The sequence below is a fragment of the Oscillospiraceae bacterium NTUH-002-81 genome (assembly GCA_032620915.1).
Lineage (GTDB): Bacteria > Bacillota > Clostridia > Lachnospirales > Lachnospiraceae > JAGTTR01.
In genome coordinates this window covers 1,549,574-1,567,575 of record CP136052.1, presented here as the reverse complement: position 1 = coordinate 1,567,575, position 18,002 = coordinate 1,549,574, and the positions used below count along the sequence as shown (strand labels likewise).

General features: G+C 53.9%; 17 protein-coding genes. 1 reads left to right on the top strand and 16 read right to left on the bottom strand.

Annotation, left to right across the window (positions count from 1 at the left end; genetic code table 11):
• Positions 1-20: 20 nt before the first annotated feature.
• The 5 genes from RJD28_07435 to gpr form a co-directional block, all read right to left on the bottom strand.
• Entirely contained in the window at positions 21-1,100 is a 1,080-nt protein-coding gene (locus RJD28_07435) for a Xaa-Pro peptidase family protein (protein WNV59296.1), read from the bottom strand.
• A gap of 106 nt (positions 1,101-1,206) precedes the next feature.
• Complete coding sequence (gene lepA / locus RJD28_07430; GenBank protein ID WNV59295.1) at positions 1,207-3,021, bottom strand: translation elongation factor 4; 1,815 nt, start codon at positions 3,019-3,021, stop codon at positions 1,207-1,209.
• A 253-nt stretch (positions 3,022-3,274) separates the two neighbouring features.
• The gene (locus RJD28_07425; GenBank protein WNV59294.1) at positions 3,275-3,979 is read right to left on the bottom strand and encodes an alpha/beta hydrolase; all 705 of its coding nucleotides are present in this window, start codon (positions 3,977-3,979) and stop codon (positions 3,275-3,277) included.
• Positions 3,980-4,138: 159 nt separating this feature from the next.
• Positions 4,139-5,587 (bottom strand): stage II sporulation protein P, encoded by a 1,449-nt coding sequence (locus RJD28_07420; protein WNV59293.1) that lies wholly within the window; start codon positions 5,585-5,587, stop codon positions 4,139-4,141.
• Between the two features lie 135 nt (positions 5,588-5,722).
• The gene (gene gpr, locus RJD28_07415) at positions 5,723-6,679 is read right to left on the bottom strand and encodes a GPR endopeptidase (GenBank protein ID WNV59292.1); all 957 of its coding nucleotides are present in this window, start codon (positions 6,677-6,679) and stop codon (positions 5,723-5,725) included.
• A 258-nt stretch (positions 6,680-6,937) separates the two neighbouring features.
• Here gpr and rpsT point away from each other — a divergent pair, with 258 nt between their 5' ends.
• Positions 6,938-7,201 carry a 30S ribosomal protein S20 gene (gene rpsT / locus RJD28_07410; protein ID WNV59291.1) on the top strand — a complete coding sequence of 88 codons (264 nt, stop codon included), beginning with the start codon at positions 6,938-6,940 and terminating at the stop codon, positions 7,199-7,201.
• A gap of 74 nt (positions 7,202-7,275) precedes the next feature.
• On the opposite strand, the gene holA is transcribed toward rpsT, so the two are convergent.
• The 11 genes from holA to RJD28_07355 all read right to left on the bottom strand — a co-directional run bounded on the left by holA (position 7,276) and on the right by RJD28_07355 (position 17,993).
• Positions 7,276-8,253, bottom strand: a complete 978-nt coding sequence (holA, locus tag RJD28_07405) for a DNA polymerase III subunit delta (protein ID WNV59290.1) — start codon at positions 8,251-8,253, stop codon at positions 7,276-7,278.
• Positions 8,237-8,758, bottom strand: a complete 522-nt coding sequence (locus tag RJD28_07400; protein ID WNV59289.1) for a helix-turn-helix domain-containing protein — start codon at positions 8,756-8,758, stop codon at positions 8,237-8,239. Before RJD28_07400 ends, holA begins: the two co-directional genes overlap by 17 nt.
• Positions 8,759-8,780: 22 nt before the next feature.
• Positions 8,781-9,035, bottom strand: a complete 255-nt coding sequence (locus tag RJD28_07395; GenBank protein ID WNV59288.1) for a DUF4160 domain-containing protein — start codon at positions 9,033-9,035, stop codon at positions 8,781-8,783.
• A 53-nt stretch (positions 9,036-9,088) separates the two neighbouring features.
• The gene (locus RJD28_07390) at positions 9,089-11,326 is read right to left on the bottom strand and encodes a ComEC/Rec2 family competence protein (protein ID WNV59287.1); all 2,238 of its coding nucleotides are present in this window, start codon (positions 11,324-11,326) and stop codon (positions 9,089-9,091) included.
• Positions 11,271-11,921, bottom strand: coding sequence for a DUF4131 domain-containing protein (locus RJD28_07385; GenBank protein ID WNV59286.1), 651 nt, complete (start codon positions 11,919-11,921; stop codon positions 11,271-11,273). The genes RJD28_07390 and RJD28_07385 overlap by 56 nt, the downstream gene beginning before the upstream one ends.
• Positions 11,918-12,826, bottom strand: coding sequence for a GerMN domain-containing protein (locus tag RJD28_07380; GenBank protein WNV59285.1), 909 nt, complete (start codon positions 12,824-12,826; stop codon positions 11,918-11,920). Before RJD28_07380 ends, RJD28_07385 begins: the two co-directional genes overlap by 4 nt.
• 73 nt (positions 12,827-12,899) lie before the next feature.
• A complete protein-coding gene (locus RJD28_07375) occupies positions 12,900-14,222 on the bottom strand; it encodes a HAMP domain-containing sensor histidine kinase (protein ID WNV59284.1) in 1,323 nt (440 codons plus the stop codon).
• Between the two features lie 124 nt (positions 14,223-14,346).
• Positions 14,347-15,039, bottom strand: a complete 693-nt coding sequence (locus RJD28_07370; protein ID WNV59283.1) for a response regulator transcription factor — start codon at positions 15,037-15,039, stop codon at positions 14,347-14,349.
• 12 nt (positions 15,040-15,051) lie between these two features.
• Entirely contained in the window at positions 15,052-15,939 is an 888-nt protein-coding gene (locus RJD28_07365) for a helix-hairpin-helix domain-containing protein (GenBank protein WNV59576.1), read from the bottom strand.
• Positions 15,940-16,103: 164 nt separating this feature from the next.
• On the bottom strand, positions 16,104-16,535 hold the full coding sequence (locus RJD28_07360) for a DMT family transporter (protein ID WNV59282.1): 432 nt from the start codon (positions 16,533-16,535) through the stop codon (positions 16,104-16,106).
• Between the two features lie 66 nt (positions 16,536-16,601).
• On the bottom strand, positions 16,602-17,993 hold the full coding sequence (locus RJD28_07355; protein WNV59281.1) for an extracellular solute-binding protein: 1,392 nt from the start codon (positions 17,991-17,993) through the stop codon (positions 16,602-16,604).
• Positions 17,994-18,002 lie beyond the last annotated feature (9 nt).

Here is an 18,002-nt window from a genome sequence, read left to right as displayed (position 1 = left end):
CAGGACTGTACCATGCATCCTTATCTTTTCAACGGAATGATTTTCAGATCCTTGCTCAGGTGGTTTAACACCTCGCAGCCATCCTCGGTGATGAGCACCAGATCCTCGATGCGCACGCCAAACTCGCCCGGCAGATAGATGCCCGGCTCCACAGAAAAGCACATGCCCGGCTTTAACACTTCCTCGTTGGCCCCGGATACGTCCCCGGCCTCGTGGCAGTCCAAGCCAATGCAGTGGCCGGTCCGGTGGGTGAAATACGGACCATAGCCCCTGGAGGTGATATAATCTCTGGCTGCCGCATCCACATCACAGAATCTGGCCCCCGGCTTTGCCGCCTGGATGCCCCGCAGATTGGCCTCCTTTACGATCTCATACACCTCTCTGGCCTTGGGACTTGCCTCCCCCAGGAAAACGGTACGTGTCATGTCGGAGCAGTAGGAATCCTTCCGGCCGCCAATGTCCAGCACCACACTGTCTCCCGGTTTCCCCAGTGTGCCGTCGTTGGCATGATGTGGGTCTGCGCAGTTGGCACCAAATGCCGTGATGGCCTCAAAGGAAACCGTCTCGCAGCCGTGGGCGATCTGCAGCTGCTCACAGATTTTTGCCAGTTCTGCCTCGGAGGTATGCTCGTCCACATGGCCCCACAGGTCTTCCATCACCGCATCGTTGATGAGAGACACCTGGCGCATCCGGCGGATTTCCTCCGCATCCTTGCACCGGCGCACCCGGTCAACAATGAGAGAACCGTTGACCACCTGGCCCTTCCACTGAGCCATCAGCTCCAGCAGAAAATGGGCAGCCATATTCTTGTCCACGCCCAGGGTACCGGGCAGCAGACGCTTCGCCAGCAGTGCCATGGAATCATCCGTATCTTTATAGCAGAGGATATCCATGCCCAGATCCTCGTGCACCGGGAACAGCTCATTGATGATCAGGCAGCGGCCGCCCTCCACGTTAAGGTACAGGCCGTACATCCGCTCTCCCGGCACCAGCCACTTATCTGTCAGATAAAAAATAGCCATCGGATCTGTCACAAGCAGCTGACTGATCCCGTCCTTTTTCATTTCCTCGCAAACTCTGTTGATTCTCTCCTGCTGCATATTGCTTCCTTCTCTCTGATTTTCTCTATTGTATCTGTATCGCATCTGTCATTATTTATGATACCAACGCATTGTTCCGTGCTTCGCACTCTCACAATTCTTCTATTTACTCGTCATCCAGCTTCAGCACTGCCATGAACGCCTTCTGCGGGATCTCCACATTGCCCACCTGGCGCATCCGCTTCTTGCCTTCCTTCTGTTTTTCCAGAAGCTTTCTCTTACGGCTGATATCACCGCCATAGCACTTGGCCAGCACATCTTTGCGCATGGCTTTTACTGTTTCACGGGCAATGATCTTGCTGCCCACGGCTGCCTGGATCGGAATTTCAAACAGCTGACGGGGAATCTCCTCCTTCAGCTTCTCGCACATTTTTCTCGCCCGCTCGTAGGCCGTGCCCTCAAACACGATGAAGGACAGGGCATCCACCTCTTCCTTGTTGATGAGGATGTCCAGCTTCACCAGCTGGGACGTCTTGTAGCCCTTGATCTCATAGTCGAAGGACGCATAGCCCCGGGAACGGGATTTCAGCGCATCAAAGAAATCATAGATGATCTCGTTCAGCGGCAGCTCGTATTTTAACAGCGCACGGTTTTCTTCCATATATTCCATGCTCACGTAGGTGCCGCGGCGCTCCTGACAAAGATCCATGATGGAACCGATGAATTCCTTGGTCACCATGATCTCCGCATCCACCATGGGCTCCTCCATGTGGTCGATCTCCGACGGATCCGGCAGGTTGGACGGGTTCGTCAGCTCGATCATGTCGCCGTTGGTCTTGTATACCCGGTACACAACGCCCGGCGCCGTCGTCACCAGATCCAGGTTGTACTCCCGCTCCAGCCGCTCCTGGATGATCTCCAGATGCAGCAGGCCCAGAAAACCGCAACGGAAACCAAAGCCCAGCGCAATGGATGTCTCCGGCTCGAACTGCAAAGAAGCATCGTTGAGCTGCAGCTTCTCCAGCGCATCCCGCAGATCCGGGTACTTGGCGCCGTCCGCCGGATACAGGCCGCAGTACACCATGGGCTGTACCTTCTTATAGCCCGGCAGTGGCTCTGCACAGGGACGGTCCTCATCCGTCACCGTATCGCCCACCCGGGTCTGTTTTACATTTTTCAGGCTGGCAGTGATGTAACCAACCATGCCTGCCGCCAGCTCCTCGCAGGGGATAAACTGCCCTGCGCCGAAATAGCCGACTTCCACCACTTCCTCCACCGCGCCGGTGGCCATCATCCGGATCCGGGTACCTTTTCGCACACGGCCCTCTTTGATCCGGCAGAAAATGATGACGCCCTTGTAGGAATCATACAGGGAGTCGAAGATCAGCGCCTGCAGCGGCGCGTCCGGGTCTCCGGTAGGCGCCGGGATCTTTTCCACAATGGCTTCCAGCACCGCCTCGATGTTGATGCCGTTTTTCGCGGAAATCAGCGGTGCATCCTGGGCTTCCAGTCCGATCACGTCCTCGATCTCGTCAATGACCCGCTGAGGCTCTGCACTGGGAAGGTCGATCTTGTTGATCACCGGAATGATGTCCAGATCGTGATCCAGCGCCAGATACACATTGGCCAGCGTCTGGGCCTCAATGCCCTGGGCCGCATCCACCACCAGCACCGCGCCGTCACAGGCTGCCAAGCTTCTGGACACCTCGTAGTTGAAGTCCACATGCCCGGGCGTATCGATGAGGTTGAACACGTACTCCTCCCCGTCTTTTGCTTTATATATGTTACGCACGGTCTGCGCTTTAATGGTAATTCCCCGCTCCCGCTCCAGTTCCATATTGTCCAGCACCTGTGCCTGCATCTCCCGGCTGGTAAGTGTTCCCGTCATCTCAATGATCCGGTCTGCCAGCGTGGATTTGCCGTGGTCAATATGGGCGATGATACAGAAATTACGAATTTTGCTCTGATCGTACTCTGCCATTTCACATTCCTCCTGAACTATGCTGCGGCTCCCGCCGCCATGCATGATAATGCACGTTAAAGTATAGCATAATTGTCCACGGAATGTCCAGCATCTGTCCGTTACAGTTCACTGACCAAAAAGAAAGCAACTGCAACAACGCCTGTGCCTATGCATATACACCGCTTTGCCGTGGTGACTTCTTTTTGATAATTTCTATACATCATTTTTCCAAAATAAAGGATGACGCATAGTAAAAACAACAGATAGAGCATCATTTTTTTATACCTAAAAATTCGTCTACCGCCGCATTGAAATCATCCGGGTTGTCCCGGGCGATGAAATGATCCCCCTTGATCCACACCAGCTTCCCATCCGGCAGGCTGTCCGCGATGAGCTTCGTGTGATCCTCCAGAATGATGTCCTCGGTTCCGGCAATGACCAGCACCGGCATGGTGAGCACGGCAAGCTCCTCCGGCTGGATCTGTGGCTCCCGGATCATGAGCCGCAGCCGCTCCGCATAAGCTTTTGCCCTCGCCCGGCTCTCCTCGTCCGGCCCTTCCTTCGCTTTCCGACACTCTCTGGCATAGGCAAATTCCACCCGATCCAGGAAATCCTGCTCCACGCCCTCTGGGAAAATGTTCGCCCCGTCCAGGATCAGCTTTTCCACCATCTGCGGATATTTCAGCGCAAAGGTCACCGCAATGTTGCCGCCATCAGAAAATCCCAGCACATGCGCTTTTGCAATCTGATGCTCTTCCATAAACTCGTGCACATCCTCCGCAAACTGGTTGATGGTATATTCCGTCATTCCCCGGGGTGATTTTCCCTGTCCCCGTGTATCCAGGGCAATCACATGAAAAAATTTCTCATAATGTGCCACCTGATGCACGAAATATTCACAGCTCTCCCCGTTGCCGTGCAGCAGAATCAGTGGAAATCCCGATCCGCTTTCTTCATAGTATAAAATAGACCCCATACCGTTTTCCTCCTTTGTCCCGGATATCTATTTCCGCCCCCCAAAATCTTCACCTCCCCGTAGCTGCTCAAAAAAGCAGGGCGCACCATGCCATTCGATATCCGGCTCTTACTTCAAATATAACAAAGGAGCCAACTCGCTTCAAGGATGATTTTCATACTATTGCAATACCATATGTAAAATCGACGCCAGCGGCTCACAGGCATTTTTCTCCTCCTCCAGCGTGTTCGTCTGGGCGCCGCACTCCACCAGCATGGCCTTCGGGCACAGGTGCAGGTTGTAGCGGTACGTTTTCAGATAAATCTTCCGCGTCACCCCCGGGTAATATTCCTGGGCTTTTAACTGCAGCTGCAGGGTCAGCGCCAGATTATCCGCAATATAGGGATTTGGCAGATAGGAAATCTCCCCGTTTTTCCGGGAATAAGACAACCCGTTGAAAAACATGAACCGGGCCGTGGGCTTTCCATTGATGTCCGTCACCAGATGGGTGTCCTCGCTTAAACCGTCCCGGTGCAGATCCAGAATGACCTGAATGGAGGGATATTGTTCCATCAGCTCCTTCACCCGGTTGCCCGACAGCGTAAATGCCCGGTTCCGGTCTTCCTCCCCGTCCACCAGATCGAACACCTCCCGGTTGTGCAGCACCCGGTAGCCGTACCTTTTTTCCAGAAGCTCCGTCAGATAATCCCCCACTCCCACAATGGTCGTGTCCAGATTGCCCTCCTCAGAATCCACAAAGCCCTCCTGGGAATGGGAATGATAGATCAGAATCTCCGGGCCATCCACGGAATGATCCACCGTCATATCCCTGGAAAGCAGATCCTCACCGTCCAGCAGGGCACCGCTGATGGCGGTGGAAGCATCCACCGTATAAAAATGATCCAGCAGAAAATCAAAATCCGCCAGCTGTGCGGCGCTGTACACGATGCCGCCGGGCGCAGGCTGCACGGAAGTCTCCACCGCCGCTTCCCCGTCTGTTCCGGCATCTGTGGAAGGCAGGCCACTGTCCGCCAGCTCCACCCGGGTCTGGGGCAGCTGCCCGTTTTCTCCTGTACCGGCGCTTCTTGTTCCGTCACTGTTGGTTGACTGTCCATTCATTGCGTCATCACTTCCATTTGTTTCCAGATTGTCAGACTCTTCACTGCTTCTGTTCATGATCTGTCCTTCACTCTCTATGTTGTCTGTCACCTGGTCGGATTGGCCGTTACCATCTGCACCTGACTGGCTGTTATGTGATGGCGGACTTCCATCCGTCCCCAGCGCTTCTGCCCCGGCTAGGGAAAATTCTTCCTCCTGTCCGTCCTCATACAGTAGCGCCTGCTCCGCATACCGGTACAGGGGCATAAGCCGGAACGCCTCCCGCACAATGCCCTCCGTCAGGCTCTCACTGGTTTTTCCGGCTTGTGCCGGGTATAAAAGTCCCGGCAGCACCTGCCGCACCGCCGCCGTCTGGGCCTCATATTCTAACTGCTGCAAAAACGCATTCACATGGCTGGCATTTTCCCCTTTTCCCAGCACCGCATAACTTTTCAATACCAGATAAACCCCGGCCGCCCCGCAGGCCAGCCGCAGCACTCTATGCAATCCCTTATAAAAACCGGGTCTCATCCACAGGCACCACCTTTATATCCGGGCACAGCTTTTCCCTGCTCCCGGGTGTTGTATATATATGATGCCTGTTCTATTTTTATTCTTTTTTCTGCCGATGCTTCCTGACAAACTACCGCGTCAGATTTTATGATCTCATCCTGCTTTCAGCGCCAGGTTGATGCCCTCTGAAATGGTAAAACTGATCCGTTTGACCGTCTCGTCGATATCCTTGGGCGTCACAAACATACCGTTAAGCTGGGGCGAGATCAGCTCCCGAATCAGCTGATATTTTTCCGCGGAATCCAGCTGGCTTAACGTATAACCCAGATTTTTCAGACTTTCCGCCTGGCTCATGGCCTCCACCAGCGTTTCCATCGTATCAGCTGCAATGGTGGCCGCATCCACCACCGTGGGCACACCAATGGCGATGACCGGCACACCCAGCGTTTCCTTCGTCAGTGCCTGCCGGTGGTTGCCTACCCCGGAACCCGGATGAATGCCCGCATCCGAAATCTGGATCGTCCGGTTCAGCCGCTTCGTATTCCGGGCCGCCAGGGCATCCACCACCACAAGAGCCGTGGGATGGGTCTGCTCCACAATGCCCCGGATGATCTCCAGCGTCTCCATGCCAGTCTGGGCCATGACCCCCGGCACGATGGCGCTGATCCGGTTCACCTGCTCTCCGTCAAAGGCAGCCTCCCCGTACTCGTTGATGATATGCCTGGTAATGCACAGGTTTCCCGCCACCTCCGGGCCCAGCGCGTCCGGCGTCACCTCCCGGTTGCCAAGCCCCACCACCAGCACCGACAGCTGCTCCTGCCCGTCATCCAGAAGCTGCTTTAGCTGGCGGGCCAGCTCCTCGGAAATTTCCCGGTGATAGCCCTCATCCGGCACCGACATGCCCGGCGCTTCCAGCGTCACATAGACGCCCCTCGGTTTTCCCATGATTTTGGAACCATTTTCCGTTTCAATGACCACCCGGGTGATCCGGATATCCGTCTCCTGCCGGTAGCGCTCCTCAATCTTCACCCCCGGCACCTCCACATGATCTTCCTCAAACCGTTCCCTGGCTTCCAGCGCCAGATCCGTCCGCACCTGAAATTTTTCCATCGCTGATCCCTCCTAATTCCTCCTGTATACTACTCAGTTTCGCAAACAGATTTTCATGCAAGCATGGAATCTATCCGCAAGAATATACGAGTGAACTGTAACTTTATTTTTCTCAAAAATACCGGCAAATATGTATTGACATTCCCGGGGGCATCCGATATACTATATGAGTATGTTTACATTAGACTTTTTCGTGTCTCGTTTAATGGAACAGGGAGATTGAAATACTTTTTACAAGAATATTTGGAGGTGTCAGGATTGGCTAACATTAAATCCGCGAAGAAGAGAATTTTAGTTAACGAAACAAAAGCAGCAAGAAATAAAGCAATCAGATCCAAGGTGAAGACCTATGTGAAGAAGGTTGAGGCTTGTGTTGCAGCAAAGGATAAAGAGGCAGCTAATGCAGCTTTACTTGCTTGCATTTCCGAGATCGATAAGGCCTGCACAAAGGGCGTTTATCACAAGAACACAGCTTCCAGAAAGGTTTCCCGCTTAACCAAAGCTGTAAACGCTATCGCATAAGTTGTTCGGAATGATATAAAGAGTAACATAAAAGAGAAGCATTCGGTCCCGTCAGCCGGATGCTTCTTTTTATTTTACGCACTGTATTTTACAAGGATCAGCTCCACGCTCAGCCGGTCGTCCAGCCGTCCGGTCTTCACATCCTCTTCCGCCCGGGCACAGTCCCGCAGCGCTTCTTTCAGCTTCTGTACGGAAAAATGCCCTGCCTCGGAGCGGTATCTTCGAATGGTAAAGCTGCGAAGCCCCGCCCGGTCAGCGATCTGGTTCTGCTCCATCCCTGCTGCCACCATGGTCTTCACCTGCAGCAGGATGTTGAACTGGCGCACCAGCAAAAACAGGATCCGCATGGGCGGCTCTTTCAATGCCAGCAGATCATAGTACAGCTCCAGCGCTTCCTTCTGCCGCTTCTCCGCCATCATATGGATCATGTCGAAAATCCGGTTTTCCGTCTGGCCGGTGCAGATCTCCTCCACATCGTCCATCTGGATGATCTCCCGATCGCCCACGTAGCAGATGAGTTTTTCCAGCTCCCGGTCAATGTTTCCCATGGAATTCCCGGCCTTTTCCAGAAACAGCTGCATGGTGGGCTGGGTCAGTTTCTTGCCATTCTTCTGCAGCACTGTCAGCACCCAGCGGGTCAGCATTTTCTCATCCGGCGTCTTAAATTCCACCATCCGCCCGATATCCTTCAGAGATTTGTACGTCTTGCTTCTCTTGTCAACCTCTTTTTCTATAAAAATCATGCAGGTGGTCTCCGGCATATCCGGCAGATATTCCGCCAGCTGGGGCGCTGCATTTTTGAAAAAGCCGGAATCCTCCACCAGAATCACCCGATGCTCAGCAAAAAAGGGCATGGTCTCCGCCAGATCGATGAGGGCGGGCACCTGGGCCTCCTTCCCCTCAAATCTGGAAAAATTCATGGTGTCACCCTCCGTCACCAGCGCCCGGAGCAGCTTGTTCTTATATTGTAATTTCAGATAATCCTCGTCTCCGTATAGGAGATATACCCGGCGAAACGTGCCGTTTTTGATATCTTCATTGATGGTCTGCATGCTCATTCCTCCGCCCTTCATTATACGGGGTGGCCGCACGGCTGTCAAACGTAAGCTGTACCCGCATTCCCATGCCCGCCGCCAAACGTTTCAGTGTACGAAGGGAGGGATTTGCAGTGGCATTCTCAATCTTGCTGATATCCCCCTGGGCAATGCCTGTGAGTCTTGCCAGCTCCTTCTGGGTAATACCGGCTGCCTCTCTTGCTTTTACCAGTGCAGCGGCAAGTCTGTGCTCCAGATCCAGCTCATACCGTCTGCCTGTACACACTCCATTGTCCCATAGTTCCTCCGCATCCAGATCCAAATCATCATTCCAGGACACACCATAGCCTCCGGTATCCACCTGAACAGACTGGTATAACGAAAAATCATCCTCTAGTTGCCGGAACTGCGGAAAAGACGCATACATCTGCCGAACATCATAGCTTTTTTCCGTTCCATCCCGAAAAATCACCCGTAACGTCATATTTTCCATCGCCTGTACACATTCTATTCTGTTCGACATACACAAGTCCCTCCTGATCTGATTATTCCATAAACGGCAACTTTCTGAACTCCTGGTTCTCCCACATTCTGTACAACGCATCTCTATATTCTGCAATAAACTGTCTGACATACACCTGATATCGAAGCGGCAGATCTCCCTCAAACATTTCTGCATCTTTCAAGGAAAACATCCCCACATACTCTCCTGCTATGGCATGGATATGCGGTGGATTATGCTCCTTTTGCCGCAAATACATCTTGATTACAATTCCACAAAATCTCGCAATAACTGGCATTATACTTCCTCCTCTCCATAATATAGGATATATCCTATATTGTCAATAAATTTTTATTTTCTCCAACAATTCACGCGGATCTTTCCTCGCTTTATTTGCAGGATCACCGCCCCGTTTTCCGGCGTCTTATAAATGCGGACATCTGCCTCCATAAGGCGCTCCACTGTCTCGGGTGCCGGATGGCCGTAACGGTTGTTTTCCCCGCAGGAAATCACCGCCAGCCCCGGAGAGACTTCCTGCAAAAAAGGCACCGATGTGGAAGTGGCAGAGCCGTGATGGCCCACCTTTAATATCTGCGCAGTAAGAGGATAAATTTGCTCCAACAGCCGTCCTTCTTCCTCCTCTCCCATATCACCGGTAAACAGCATCCGCACGCTCTCCTGCTCTTCCAGAAGCACCAGGGAACGGTTGTTTTCATCGGATGAAATATCCCCCATACTCGGTGCCAGACAGGTCATTTGCATCTGACCGATGTGCAGGGAATTGCCCGCTGCCATCCCCAGCACCGGCACTTCTCTTTCTTCTGCCAGGCACAAAAGCGGCTCCATTTTCTCTCCCGCCTCCGCATAGCAGACCAGATGTTCTACCGGGAGCTCTGTCTGCTCCAGCAGTTCCCGGATACCGGAAATATGGTCTTCATCCGCATGAGACACAAACACAGCGTCCACCTTTTGCACCCCCATATATTTCAGATAAGGCAGCAGTCGATACGTCCCCACGCCTTTCTCGTCGCTGCTGCCGCAATCGATCACCACGGTTCTGCCGCTCTCTTCCTGCAGAACGGCACAATCCCCCTGGCCCACATCAAGGAAAGCCACCTGCCAGGGCGGACGGTTCCGGTAGAAAAGCAGGCACAGAAAAGCTGCCATATACAAGGGCAGGCATATTTTCAACAATCTTTTACGCCTGAAACCGCCTTGTCCCCATGTCGCATTTTCCATATTTCCGAAGGCTTCTTCGTTTTCCGCACTTCCAGCCAACAGCACCCCCAGAAAAACACCATAATAGAACAATACCTGCCACAGCGCCGGCTTCCCGCACACGTATACACTGCCAGGAAGCAGCCGCTGTACCTTGCAGGACAGCTGATAAACTTCACTCACCGTCGCTGCCGGGCCGCCGAGAAAAACACCCATGATTTTTCCAAATTCCTGAAACGTCAAATCAACCATGCGCAGAAAACCAGGCACTCTGATTCCAAACAACCGTCCCAGACAAAACACACTGAAAGTCACGATGAAATGTCCTGCCAGATCCAGAAGTCCACTGACAAGCAATGCCAGCACCCCTGCGCCCAGCAAAATTCCTGCCATTGGCACCAGCAGCACATTCCAAACAAGCGCATACACAGGCACTTCATAGAAAAACCACAGCTGCAGCGGCAAAAGGGCAAGTTGAATGAAAAGGGGAATGCCCAGACTGCTGCGCCAGGCCTTTCTTGTCTTATCTGGCTTTACGTCCGGGTTTCCTACCCACATCCGATCTTTTACCAGAGCCGCTTGTCGTTCTCCCAACACCTTCTTCATCGAACGCAACAGCTTTCTCCGCTCTGCTATCCCACTTTCTTTTGGTAACGGATCTTTCGAACCCAGGATTTCTCCTTCCTTCGGCAGTGGTCTTCGCCGTTCCAGCAGTTCCGCCTCTTTTTCCCGCCGTTTCTGCTCCTCCTGCCATTCCAGCGCCATGATCACCGCACCGGTGGCGCCAAAAGACAGCCAGAAACCACTGGTGAGCAGCGCCCAGGGCTGCGCCACCAGCACCACCAGACCGGCGAAGCCCCAGGCTGTCACCCGGTCACAACTGCGGCCCAGTCCTTCCGCCAGCAGCAACAGAACAAGCATGATCCCGGCACGCAGACTGGATACCCGCACGCCCAGCATCTGTATGTACGCGAAAATTGCCCCAAATACCAACAACAAGCAAGCCCACCTGCGTAACCCCTTTCTCATCGACTTTTCGCGGTGCATCTTCCTTTGACTTCTGACTAACACCTTCCAACGCATCCTCTTTTGACATCTGACCGGCACTTTCCGACATATCTCTCTTTGCCCTCTGTCTGGTTCCTTACGGCACAGCTTCCGTTCTCCGCTCACCAACTCCGGCCCGATGGGCACCGCCAGCTTTCGCAGCACCTGGTGCAGCGTCCCCATGAGCAGGGTAAAATGCAGACCGGAGATACTGAGCAGATGTCCCGTGCCCATCCGTGAAAAACCATCCGCCAGTTCCACAGGCAGATTATTTTTCACACCAAAAAGCATGGCTTGCAAAAAGCCCGGCGGTGTCAGAATCAAAGAGCTTTTCCAACCGCCCGCAGGCATTTTCCCGAAAAAGAGCCAGCCCTTCTCCGAACCAGGCATCAAAGCTGCCGGTGTGTCCCACGATCCGTACATCGTCGGCATACTGCTTCCACAAAATTCCTCGGGCACGATAAAAAGTCCGCTCATCAAACTGCCCCGGATTTGTCTCGTGCTCCATATATTTGATTTTCCCCTCTGTCCGTACGACAGAACCAATGGATAGCTGACCGGATGATTGGTCAGAACTGCCTTTTTCAAAGGCAGGATAAGAAATGACAGAATCGTTGTCCGCATAGATCAGCAGCCGTTTTGGTCCGCCCTCTGCGGGTGCATCTGCAAGATGCACATTTTTCACATAAAGAATGGTATGTTCCGATCCGGTTTCCCGGTAATAGATTTCTCCCACGGCAGTCTGTCTGCCGGTAAATGGGATCAGGCGTTCCTCCCAGCCGGGCGCGCGCTCCCTTTGATCCTGCCACAGCAGGAAAAGAAAGCAGACGCCCAGCAGAAAGATACTGCACCCCCACAGCGGCCGCCTGCACCGCCAGCGGGTATTGTTCTCTCTTCCTATTCTATTTTTCCTCCTCACTCTTCTACCAGATCCAGATTCCGCACATAGGACTGATCCAGTCTTCTGCTTTCCCGCAGCGCCGTCTGGGTCTCCCCGTTGACGGCGATCTGCACCCGCTGAATGGAAGTCAGTTCGGTCAGGGAATCCACAATGGCATACAGTGCCACATCCTCTGTGATGTCGGCCTCGATGTTCTGCAGTTTTCCGTCGAAATTCACGTAGCAGGTGCCATCCGTTACGCTGATGCTCAGCACCGTCACATCCGCGGGCAGCACAGCCCGATAACCTTCCGCCTGGGGGCCTGCGATGAGCTGCTCCATGATCAGCTTCTCCATGGACATGTTGCTGTTGTACACCACGTTCACCCGCTCCTGCCGCAGATGGGTGCCATCCTCCGATGCAAAATACAGCGTCAGCGTATCCCGGCTGTAGGCGTTGATGGTCTCACCGGTATTTTCCACAAAGCTGTCATCGGTCATAACGCCCACCGCATTGCCCTTCTGGTCAGAAAGCGGTGTGCCCGCCACCTGGAAGGACACCCCCTCAATGCCCGCGATCTGGGTCAGCGTCTTCACAACCGCGGCGCGGTAAAGCACCTCCGTCACCACGTTCATGGTGAGATACTCCGGCCCGAAATCCATATAAATGAATTCCGCCTCCACGCTGTAGCCGTTGATGGTCACCCCGTCCGGCTTGGCGATCCTCATGGACGCATCCTTCGGCGCCGTGTTCATCTGCTCCAGCAGTTCCCCGATGAGGGCATCCGTGTCCGTCGCCTGGGGTTCGTACCCCTCATGGGCCAGCGCCGTGCCCTCTTTATTCACATAATAAATCTGATAGCCGCCCTGGTCTGCTTCTTCCGTTTTCCCGCAGGAAACCAGAAGCAACAGCGCCGCCAGCAACAATGCCAAATATCGTCTCATTTTTTTCCTTTCAAAACCAACTGTAACACATCTTCCCATCATGCCTTCCCTTCAAATCCGGGGTGTGCCTGTTTTAACGGATATACGCCAGCGGCACCCGCACGGTGAAAGTCGTCCCCTCGCCGGGCTTACTGTACACCTTGATGGCGCCCCGGTGCATGAGGATAGCATTTCTCGTGATGGCAAGCCCCAGGCCTGTGCCGCCGATCTCCCGGGAATGGGATTTGTCCACCCGATAAAAACGCTCGAAGATCCGCTCCTGGTCTTCCTCCGGGATACCGATGCCGGAGTCCGCCACCTTCACATAGAAAAACTTGTGATCCGCGTTCAGCGACACATGCACCCATCCGCTCTCCACATTGTATTTGATGGCATTTTCAATCAGATTGCTCAGCGCCAGCGTCAGTTTCACTTCGTCCACCTCCGCCACCACCGGCCGGAAGCTCTCAAACACCAGCTCGATATCGGATTTTGCCGCGATGGGCCGCAGCCGTTTCAGGATCAGCTCCAGCAAATCATTGATGTTGATAGACTGAATATTCAGGTCCGCATTTTTCTTGTCCATTTTTACCAGAGAAAGCAGATCGTTGATGATCTTATTTTCCCGGTCGATCTCCGCCGCAATGTCCTCCATAAACTCCCGGTACAGCTCCACCGGCACCTGGTCGCCCTGCATGGTGAGGGAATCCGCCAGCACCTTCATGGATGTCAGCGGCGTTTTCAGCTCATGGGACACGTTGGAAACAAATTCCTGACGGCTGTCCTCCTGCTTGCGGATCCGGCGGATCATATTGTTATAGGCATCGGAAATGGCCTTGGTCTCCGTGTAATCGGAAACCGAAACGATCTCCTCCACATCCCCTTTCGACAGATCTTCCATGGAATGGGTGATTTTTCCCAGCGGTTTCACGAGAACCACAGAAGCCGCCACCGACAGCACGACGATCACCGCCGCCAGCGCCAGCTGGATGAGCATGCCCTTGGTCTGCAGGGTGTCCCGGATGCGCAGCAGGCTGTCCACTGACGCACTCACGAGGATCACGCCGGAAATGGTGCCGTCCGCTTCCTTCACCGGTGCCGTCACCTCCACGTATTTATGCCGTCTGGAATAATTGGTGGTGCCCATCCCCTGAAAACCACGGATCACCTCAGCGGAAACGACGGTTTTCCCCTCTTCCAGCAGATAGGTGTCCTTGATGATCTGCAGACTGCTGTCGATGATCAGCACCCGGCCATCATAAATATTGGAGAACTGCAAAAGCTCCGCGTCCATCACTTCCGAACCCGGATTGTCCATATAGCCACAGGCCGTCAGCTGATTGTTGATGATCCGGCACTGCTCCTGGAGCTCCATCTGGCGCAGCTCCACTGCCCGGGATTCATACACATTCAGCATGATTGTTTTTAAAAGAATGAGCGGTACAATGCCGATCACCAGAAAACAGAGAAGCAGCCGGAACCGAAGACTCTGAAAATAGCTGTTCTTCAGATAGTTTCTGGCGAGAAGGCCCCTGCCGCCCTTAAACCTGGAAATAGTACCCTACTCCCCACTTGGTATGCACGTACTTCGGTTCGCTGGGATTGCTCTCGATCTTCTCCCGCAGTCTTCGGATATGAACATCTACCGTACGCACATCGCCGGGATACTCGTAGCCCCACACAAGATTCAGCAGATTTTCCCGGCTGTACACCTTGTTGGGGTTGGTCAGCAGCAGCTCCAGCACATCGAATTCCTTGGCGGTGAGATTGATCTCTTTGCCCGCAATGTAAACCCGGCGGCTCTCCAGATCCAGCTTCAGATCGCCGGTCACCAGCACCTTGCTGTTGTGCTCTTCCTTCTGCTGTTTCACTGCCATCCGGCGCATGATCGCCTTGATCCGGGCTTTCACTTCCAGAATGTTGAATGGCTTCGTTATGTAGTCGTCGGCGCCGTATTCCAGTCCCAGGATCTTATCCATATCCTCTCCCCGGGCGGTCAGCATAATGATGGGCACGGAAGAAAACTCCCGGATCTGCTGGCACACGGCAAAACCGTCCTGCTTCGGCAGCATCACATCCAGAAGGATGATGTCGTACTCCTTCTCTTTCGCTTTGTCCAGCGCTTCCTCTCCGTCGTAAGCGCAGTCCACTTCCATTCCTTCCTGTTCCAGGCTGAACCGCAGTCCTTTTACGATCAGCTTCTCATCATCGACAACCAGCACTTTCTTTGCCATATCTCCACCTCATTATTCTATCGAAATCTGACCTTTGATCTTCTCATAGGTCTTCTCTTTAATGCCACTTACTTTCAAAAGATCCCGGGGACTCTGAAACGCCCCGTGGATTTCCCGGTACCGAATGATCGCCTCCGCCCGGGTACTGCCGATACCACTCAACGTCATCAGCGCTTCCTTTCCGGCGGTATTGATGTTCACCAGGCCGCCGCTTCCGGCCACACCGCTTCCAGCGCCTCTGACTGTGCTTCCCATTCCGTCAGATCCGCCATCAGACACCCCTGTGTCCCAAGATTCTGCTCCATAGGAACCGCCATAGATCCCAGCACTTCCATCCGACAGCATCTGCGCTGCGGAAAGCTTCTCCCCTTTTCGGGGGATGCGCACCTTCTGCCCATCGGATAACACCACCGCCAGATTCACCTGGTCGGCGTCCGCATCGTCTGCGAGCCCTCCGGCCAGCTGCACCGCCTCGTACACCCGGCTGCCCTCCGGCAGGGCATAGACATCCGGGGTAACGACCGCACCGCAGATATAGACGTAAATCTGTGAAATCGACACGGAATTTTCTATTTCAGAAGATGAACTGTCCACCTGCTCTGAGTGCTTTGCACCATCGGCATTTCTTGTTGACTGCTGATCATTCTCACTATCTGCAATCACCGTCGAATATTCTTTATCACTTTCCGTAGTCTGATCCGCCTCTAGGCCTTCCGAATCTCTTTCGGATACTTCCGCAGATGCTCCGCTGTCCTTCGTGACTTTTTCACCGTTTGCCACAACTTCCCTGCCTTTTTCCACGATTTTCTCACCGTCCTCCGGCGTTTCCATCTGCAACAGCCCGGCACCGTCCGTCTCCCAGACCTCGCTCTTTTTCCCGCAGGCGCACAAAAGCAGCATGGCTATCACACAAAAATACGTCCATGCAGCTTTTCTTTGCCCTCTCCGGCTCGTTTTTCTGTTGTTTTTCTTTTCCCGCATAATCTCCCGCGGCAGACCGCCGGATTCCTCTGTTATGCTGTCTTCTATTGTATCGGATATCCGCCCTGTTTACAATAGCGATTTTAGTTCCATTTGAAAATAATCACGCCAACGATGGCCATGCCCATGCCGATGACCTTCCGCCATTCCAGCGGCTGTTTTTCCACACCGAAAAGCCCCAGAAGCTCGATGACATACGCCACAAGAAGCTGGGCAATGACAATGAGCATCACCGCCCGGGCAGGCCCCAGGGTGTCCATGCTGCGGATGACCGTATACGTGATAAAAGCGCCGATCGCGCCGCCCAGCAGCATATACCAGGGTCTTACCGTCCACAGCCCTCCAAAGGACTGCCGACCGGTAAAACACCATGCCGCAAGACAGACGATCAGCGCCGTAGCCTGTACCCAGCTGCTGGATACCCATATGCTTGTATGATCTGTCACTTCTGTATTAAATACGCCCTGAATGCTCATCAGTGCACCGGAAATCAGTGCTGTCACAATGCCCCACATAAAGCCGCCTCCTGGATTTTACTATAGTACTTAGTATTTCCAATAGGCGCTTTCTTATTCTCTCTATTACTGCCCCAGTGCCGTCAGCATGGAGCTCTCCGCCTCAGCCATGCGCTCTGTTACGTCCGCACCGGTCCAGATGTCAGAAAATACTGACTCCATCAGCAGCCAGTAGCTGCTCATCTGCATGATCTTCGGCACCTCCACGGCCTCCTCATACTGGGCACGCACCACAGGCAGCTTTTCGTTGGCAAAGGTCACATTATTTTTCACCGGAATGTTCCCTGTCTGCTCGTACAGACTGTCCGCTGCCGTGACGGTAAGATACCCTGCCAGGGCATCTGCTGCCGCCGGATGCTTCGTATAACCGTTTACCACCAAAGAATGGGTGATAGACAGCGGCCGCACCACAAGCTCGCTATTCAGATCCGGCACCGGCGCCACCCCGTAGGAAAACTGGCCGTCCGCCAGCAACTCGTCCAGCTTCTGAATGGAGTCGTCCCGGACGATGGCATACACGATCTTGCCGTCTGCAAAATCCTGTACGATCTGATTTTCGCTCACCGCCGACCGGTCGATGGCAAAGAACTGGCTCAGCTCCTGATAAACCGTCAGACAGTTGCGGATCTCCTCGCTGTTCAGCGTCATTTCCTGCACCCGGTCACCGGCGGTACCGCCCAGATTCACATAATTGCCAATGGTGAAAAAGTCCACGAAAATATCATTGACGTTCCACACAAAAATATCCTGGATCTGGCCGTCTCCCTCGAAATTCTCCGAGAAATTCTGGATATCCTCGATGCTGCCCGGCGCCTCGCTCACATAATTCTCATTGTAGACGAGCACACTGGTGTCCGCATAAAAAGGATAGGCGATTTTTTCATCCTTATAGGTGACTGCCGTCAGCGCTTTCTCACTGAAATTGTCTGCCGAACAGATGTCCCCGTTGGCCCGCTGGGTCAGCCCGGCCAGCTTGGCCTTCTCCAGAAGATCCGGCGTTGCCACAAAAAGATCCGGGTAATCCCCGTCTTTCACGCTGGCATCGTTGATGGCCTCAATGTAATCCAAAGCAGGCACCTGCACCGCCGTCACCGAATTGCCGGTCTGGGCCTCGTAGTCTGCTGCCGCCTGGGTAAAATACGCCTCCAGCTCCGGCTGGGTGTACCAAAGCGTCAGCGACACCGGCTGGGCCTCTTCCCCCGTCGTTCCGTCCGCAGAGCTGCCGCCTGCCCCGTCTCCGGCATTTCCGGTCTGGGCATCCTGGCCGCTCCCGGCACTGTCTGTGCCCTCACCGTCCGTACTTTCTGTATCTGTCTGCGTATCCGCCGTTTCCTCTGCGGCGTCACCTTCTGCCGCCTGGGCAGACGCATCTATCTGGGCATCCTTCTTTGCGCCGCAGCCGCCCACCACACAGGCAGTCGCCAATAGCAAAAAAAGACCTGTCACTCCTCGTTTCATATGGTATTC

Excerpts from the sequence above, each read along its gene's own strand:
- RJD28_07360 (WNV59282.1), bottom strand. The coding sequence starts at position 16,535 with ATGTGGGGCATTGTGACAGCACTGATTTCCGGTGCACTGATGAGCATT.
- RJD28_07380 (WNV59285.1), bottom strand. The coding sequence starts at position 12,826 with ATGAGACGATATTTGGCATTGTTGCTGGCGGCGCTGTTGCTTCTGGTT.
- RJD28_07375 (WNV59284.1), bottom strand. The coding sequence starts at position 14,222 with ATGCTGAATGTGTATGAATCCCGGGCAGTGGAGCTGCGCCAGATGGAG.
- gpr (WNV59292.1), bottom strand. The coding sequence starts at position 6,679 with ATGGAAAAATTTCAGGTGCGGACGGATCTGGCGCTGGAAGCCAGGGAA.
- RJD28_07420 (WNV59293.1), bottom strand. The coding sequence starts at position 5,587 with ATGAGACCCGGTTTTTATAAGGGATTGCATAGAGTGCTGCGGCTGGCC.
- RJD28_07395 (WNV59288.1), bottom strand. The coding sequence starts at position 9,035 with ATGCCAGTTATTGCGAGATTTTGTGGAATTGTAATCAAGATGTATTTG.
- RJD28_07435 (WNV59296.1), bottom strand. The coding sequence starts at position 1,100 with ATGCAGCAGGAGAGAATCAACAGAGTTTGCGAGGAAATGAAAAAGGAC.
- RJD28_07425 (WNV59294.1), bottom strand. The coding sequence starts at position 3,979 with ATGGGGTCTATTTTATACTATGAAGAAAGCGGATCGGGATTTCCACTG.
- RJD28_07400 (WNV59289.1), bottom strand. The coding sequence starts at position 8,758 with ATGTCGAACAGAATAGAATGTGTACAGGCGATGGAAAATATGACGTTA.
- RJD28_07370 (WNV59283.1), bottom strand. The coding sequence starts at position 15,039 with ATGGCAAAGAAAGTGCTGGTTGTCGATGATGAGAAGCTGATCGTAAAA.
- RJD28_07355 (WNV59281.1), bottom strand. The coding sequence starts at position 17,993 with ATGAAACGAGGAGTGACAGGTCTTTTTTTGCTATTGGCGACTGCCTGT.
- holA (WNV59290.1), bottom strand. The coding sequence starts at position 8,253 with ATGCAGACCATCAATGAAGATATCAAAAACGGCACGTTTCGCCGGGTA.
- RJD28_07365 (WNV59576.1), bottom strand. The coding sequence starts at position 15,939 with ATGCTGCTTTTGTGCGCCTGCGGGAAAAAGAGCGAGGTCTGGGAGACG.
- lepA (WNV59295.1), bottom strand. The coding sequence starts at position 3,021 with ATGGCAGAGTACGATCAGAGCAAAATTCGTAATTTCTGTATCATCGCC.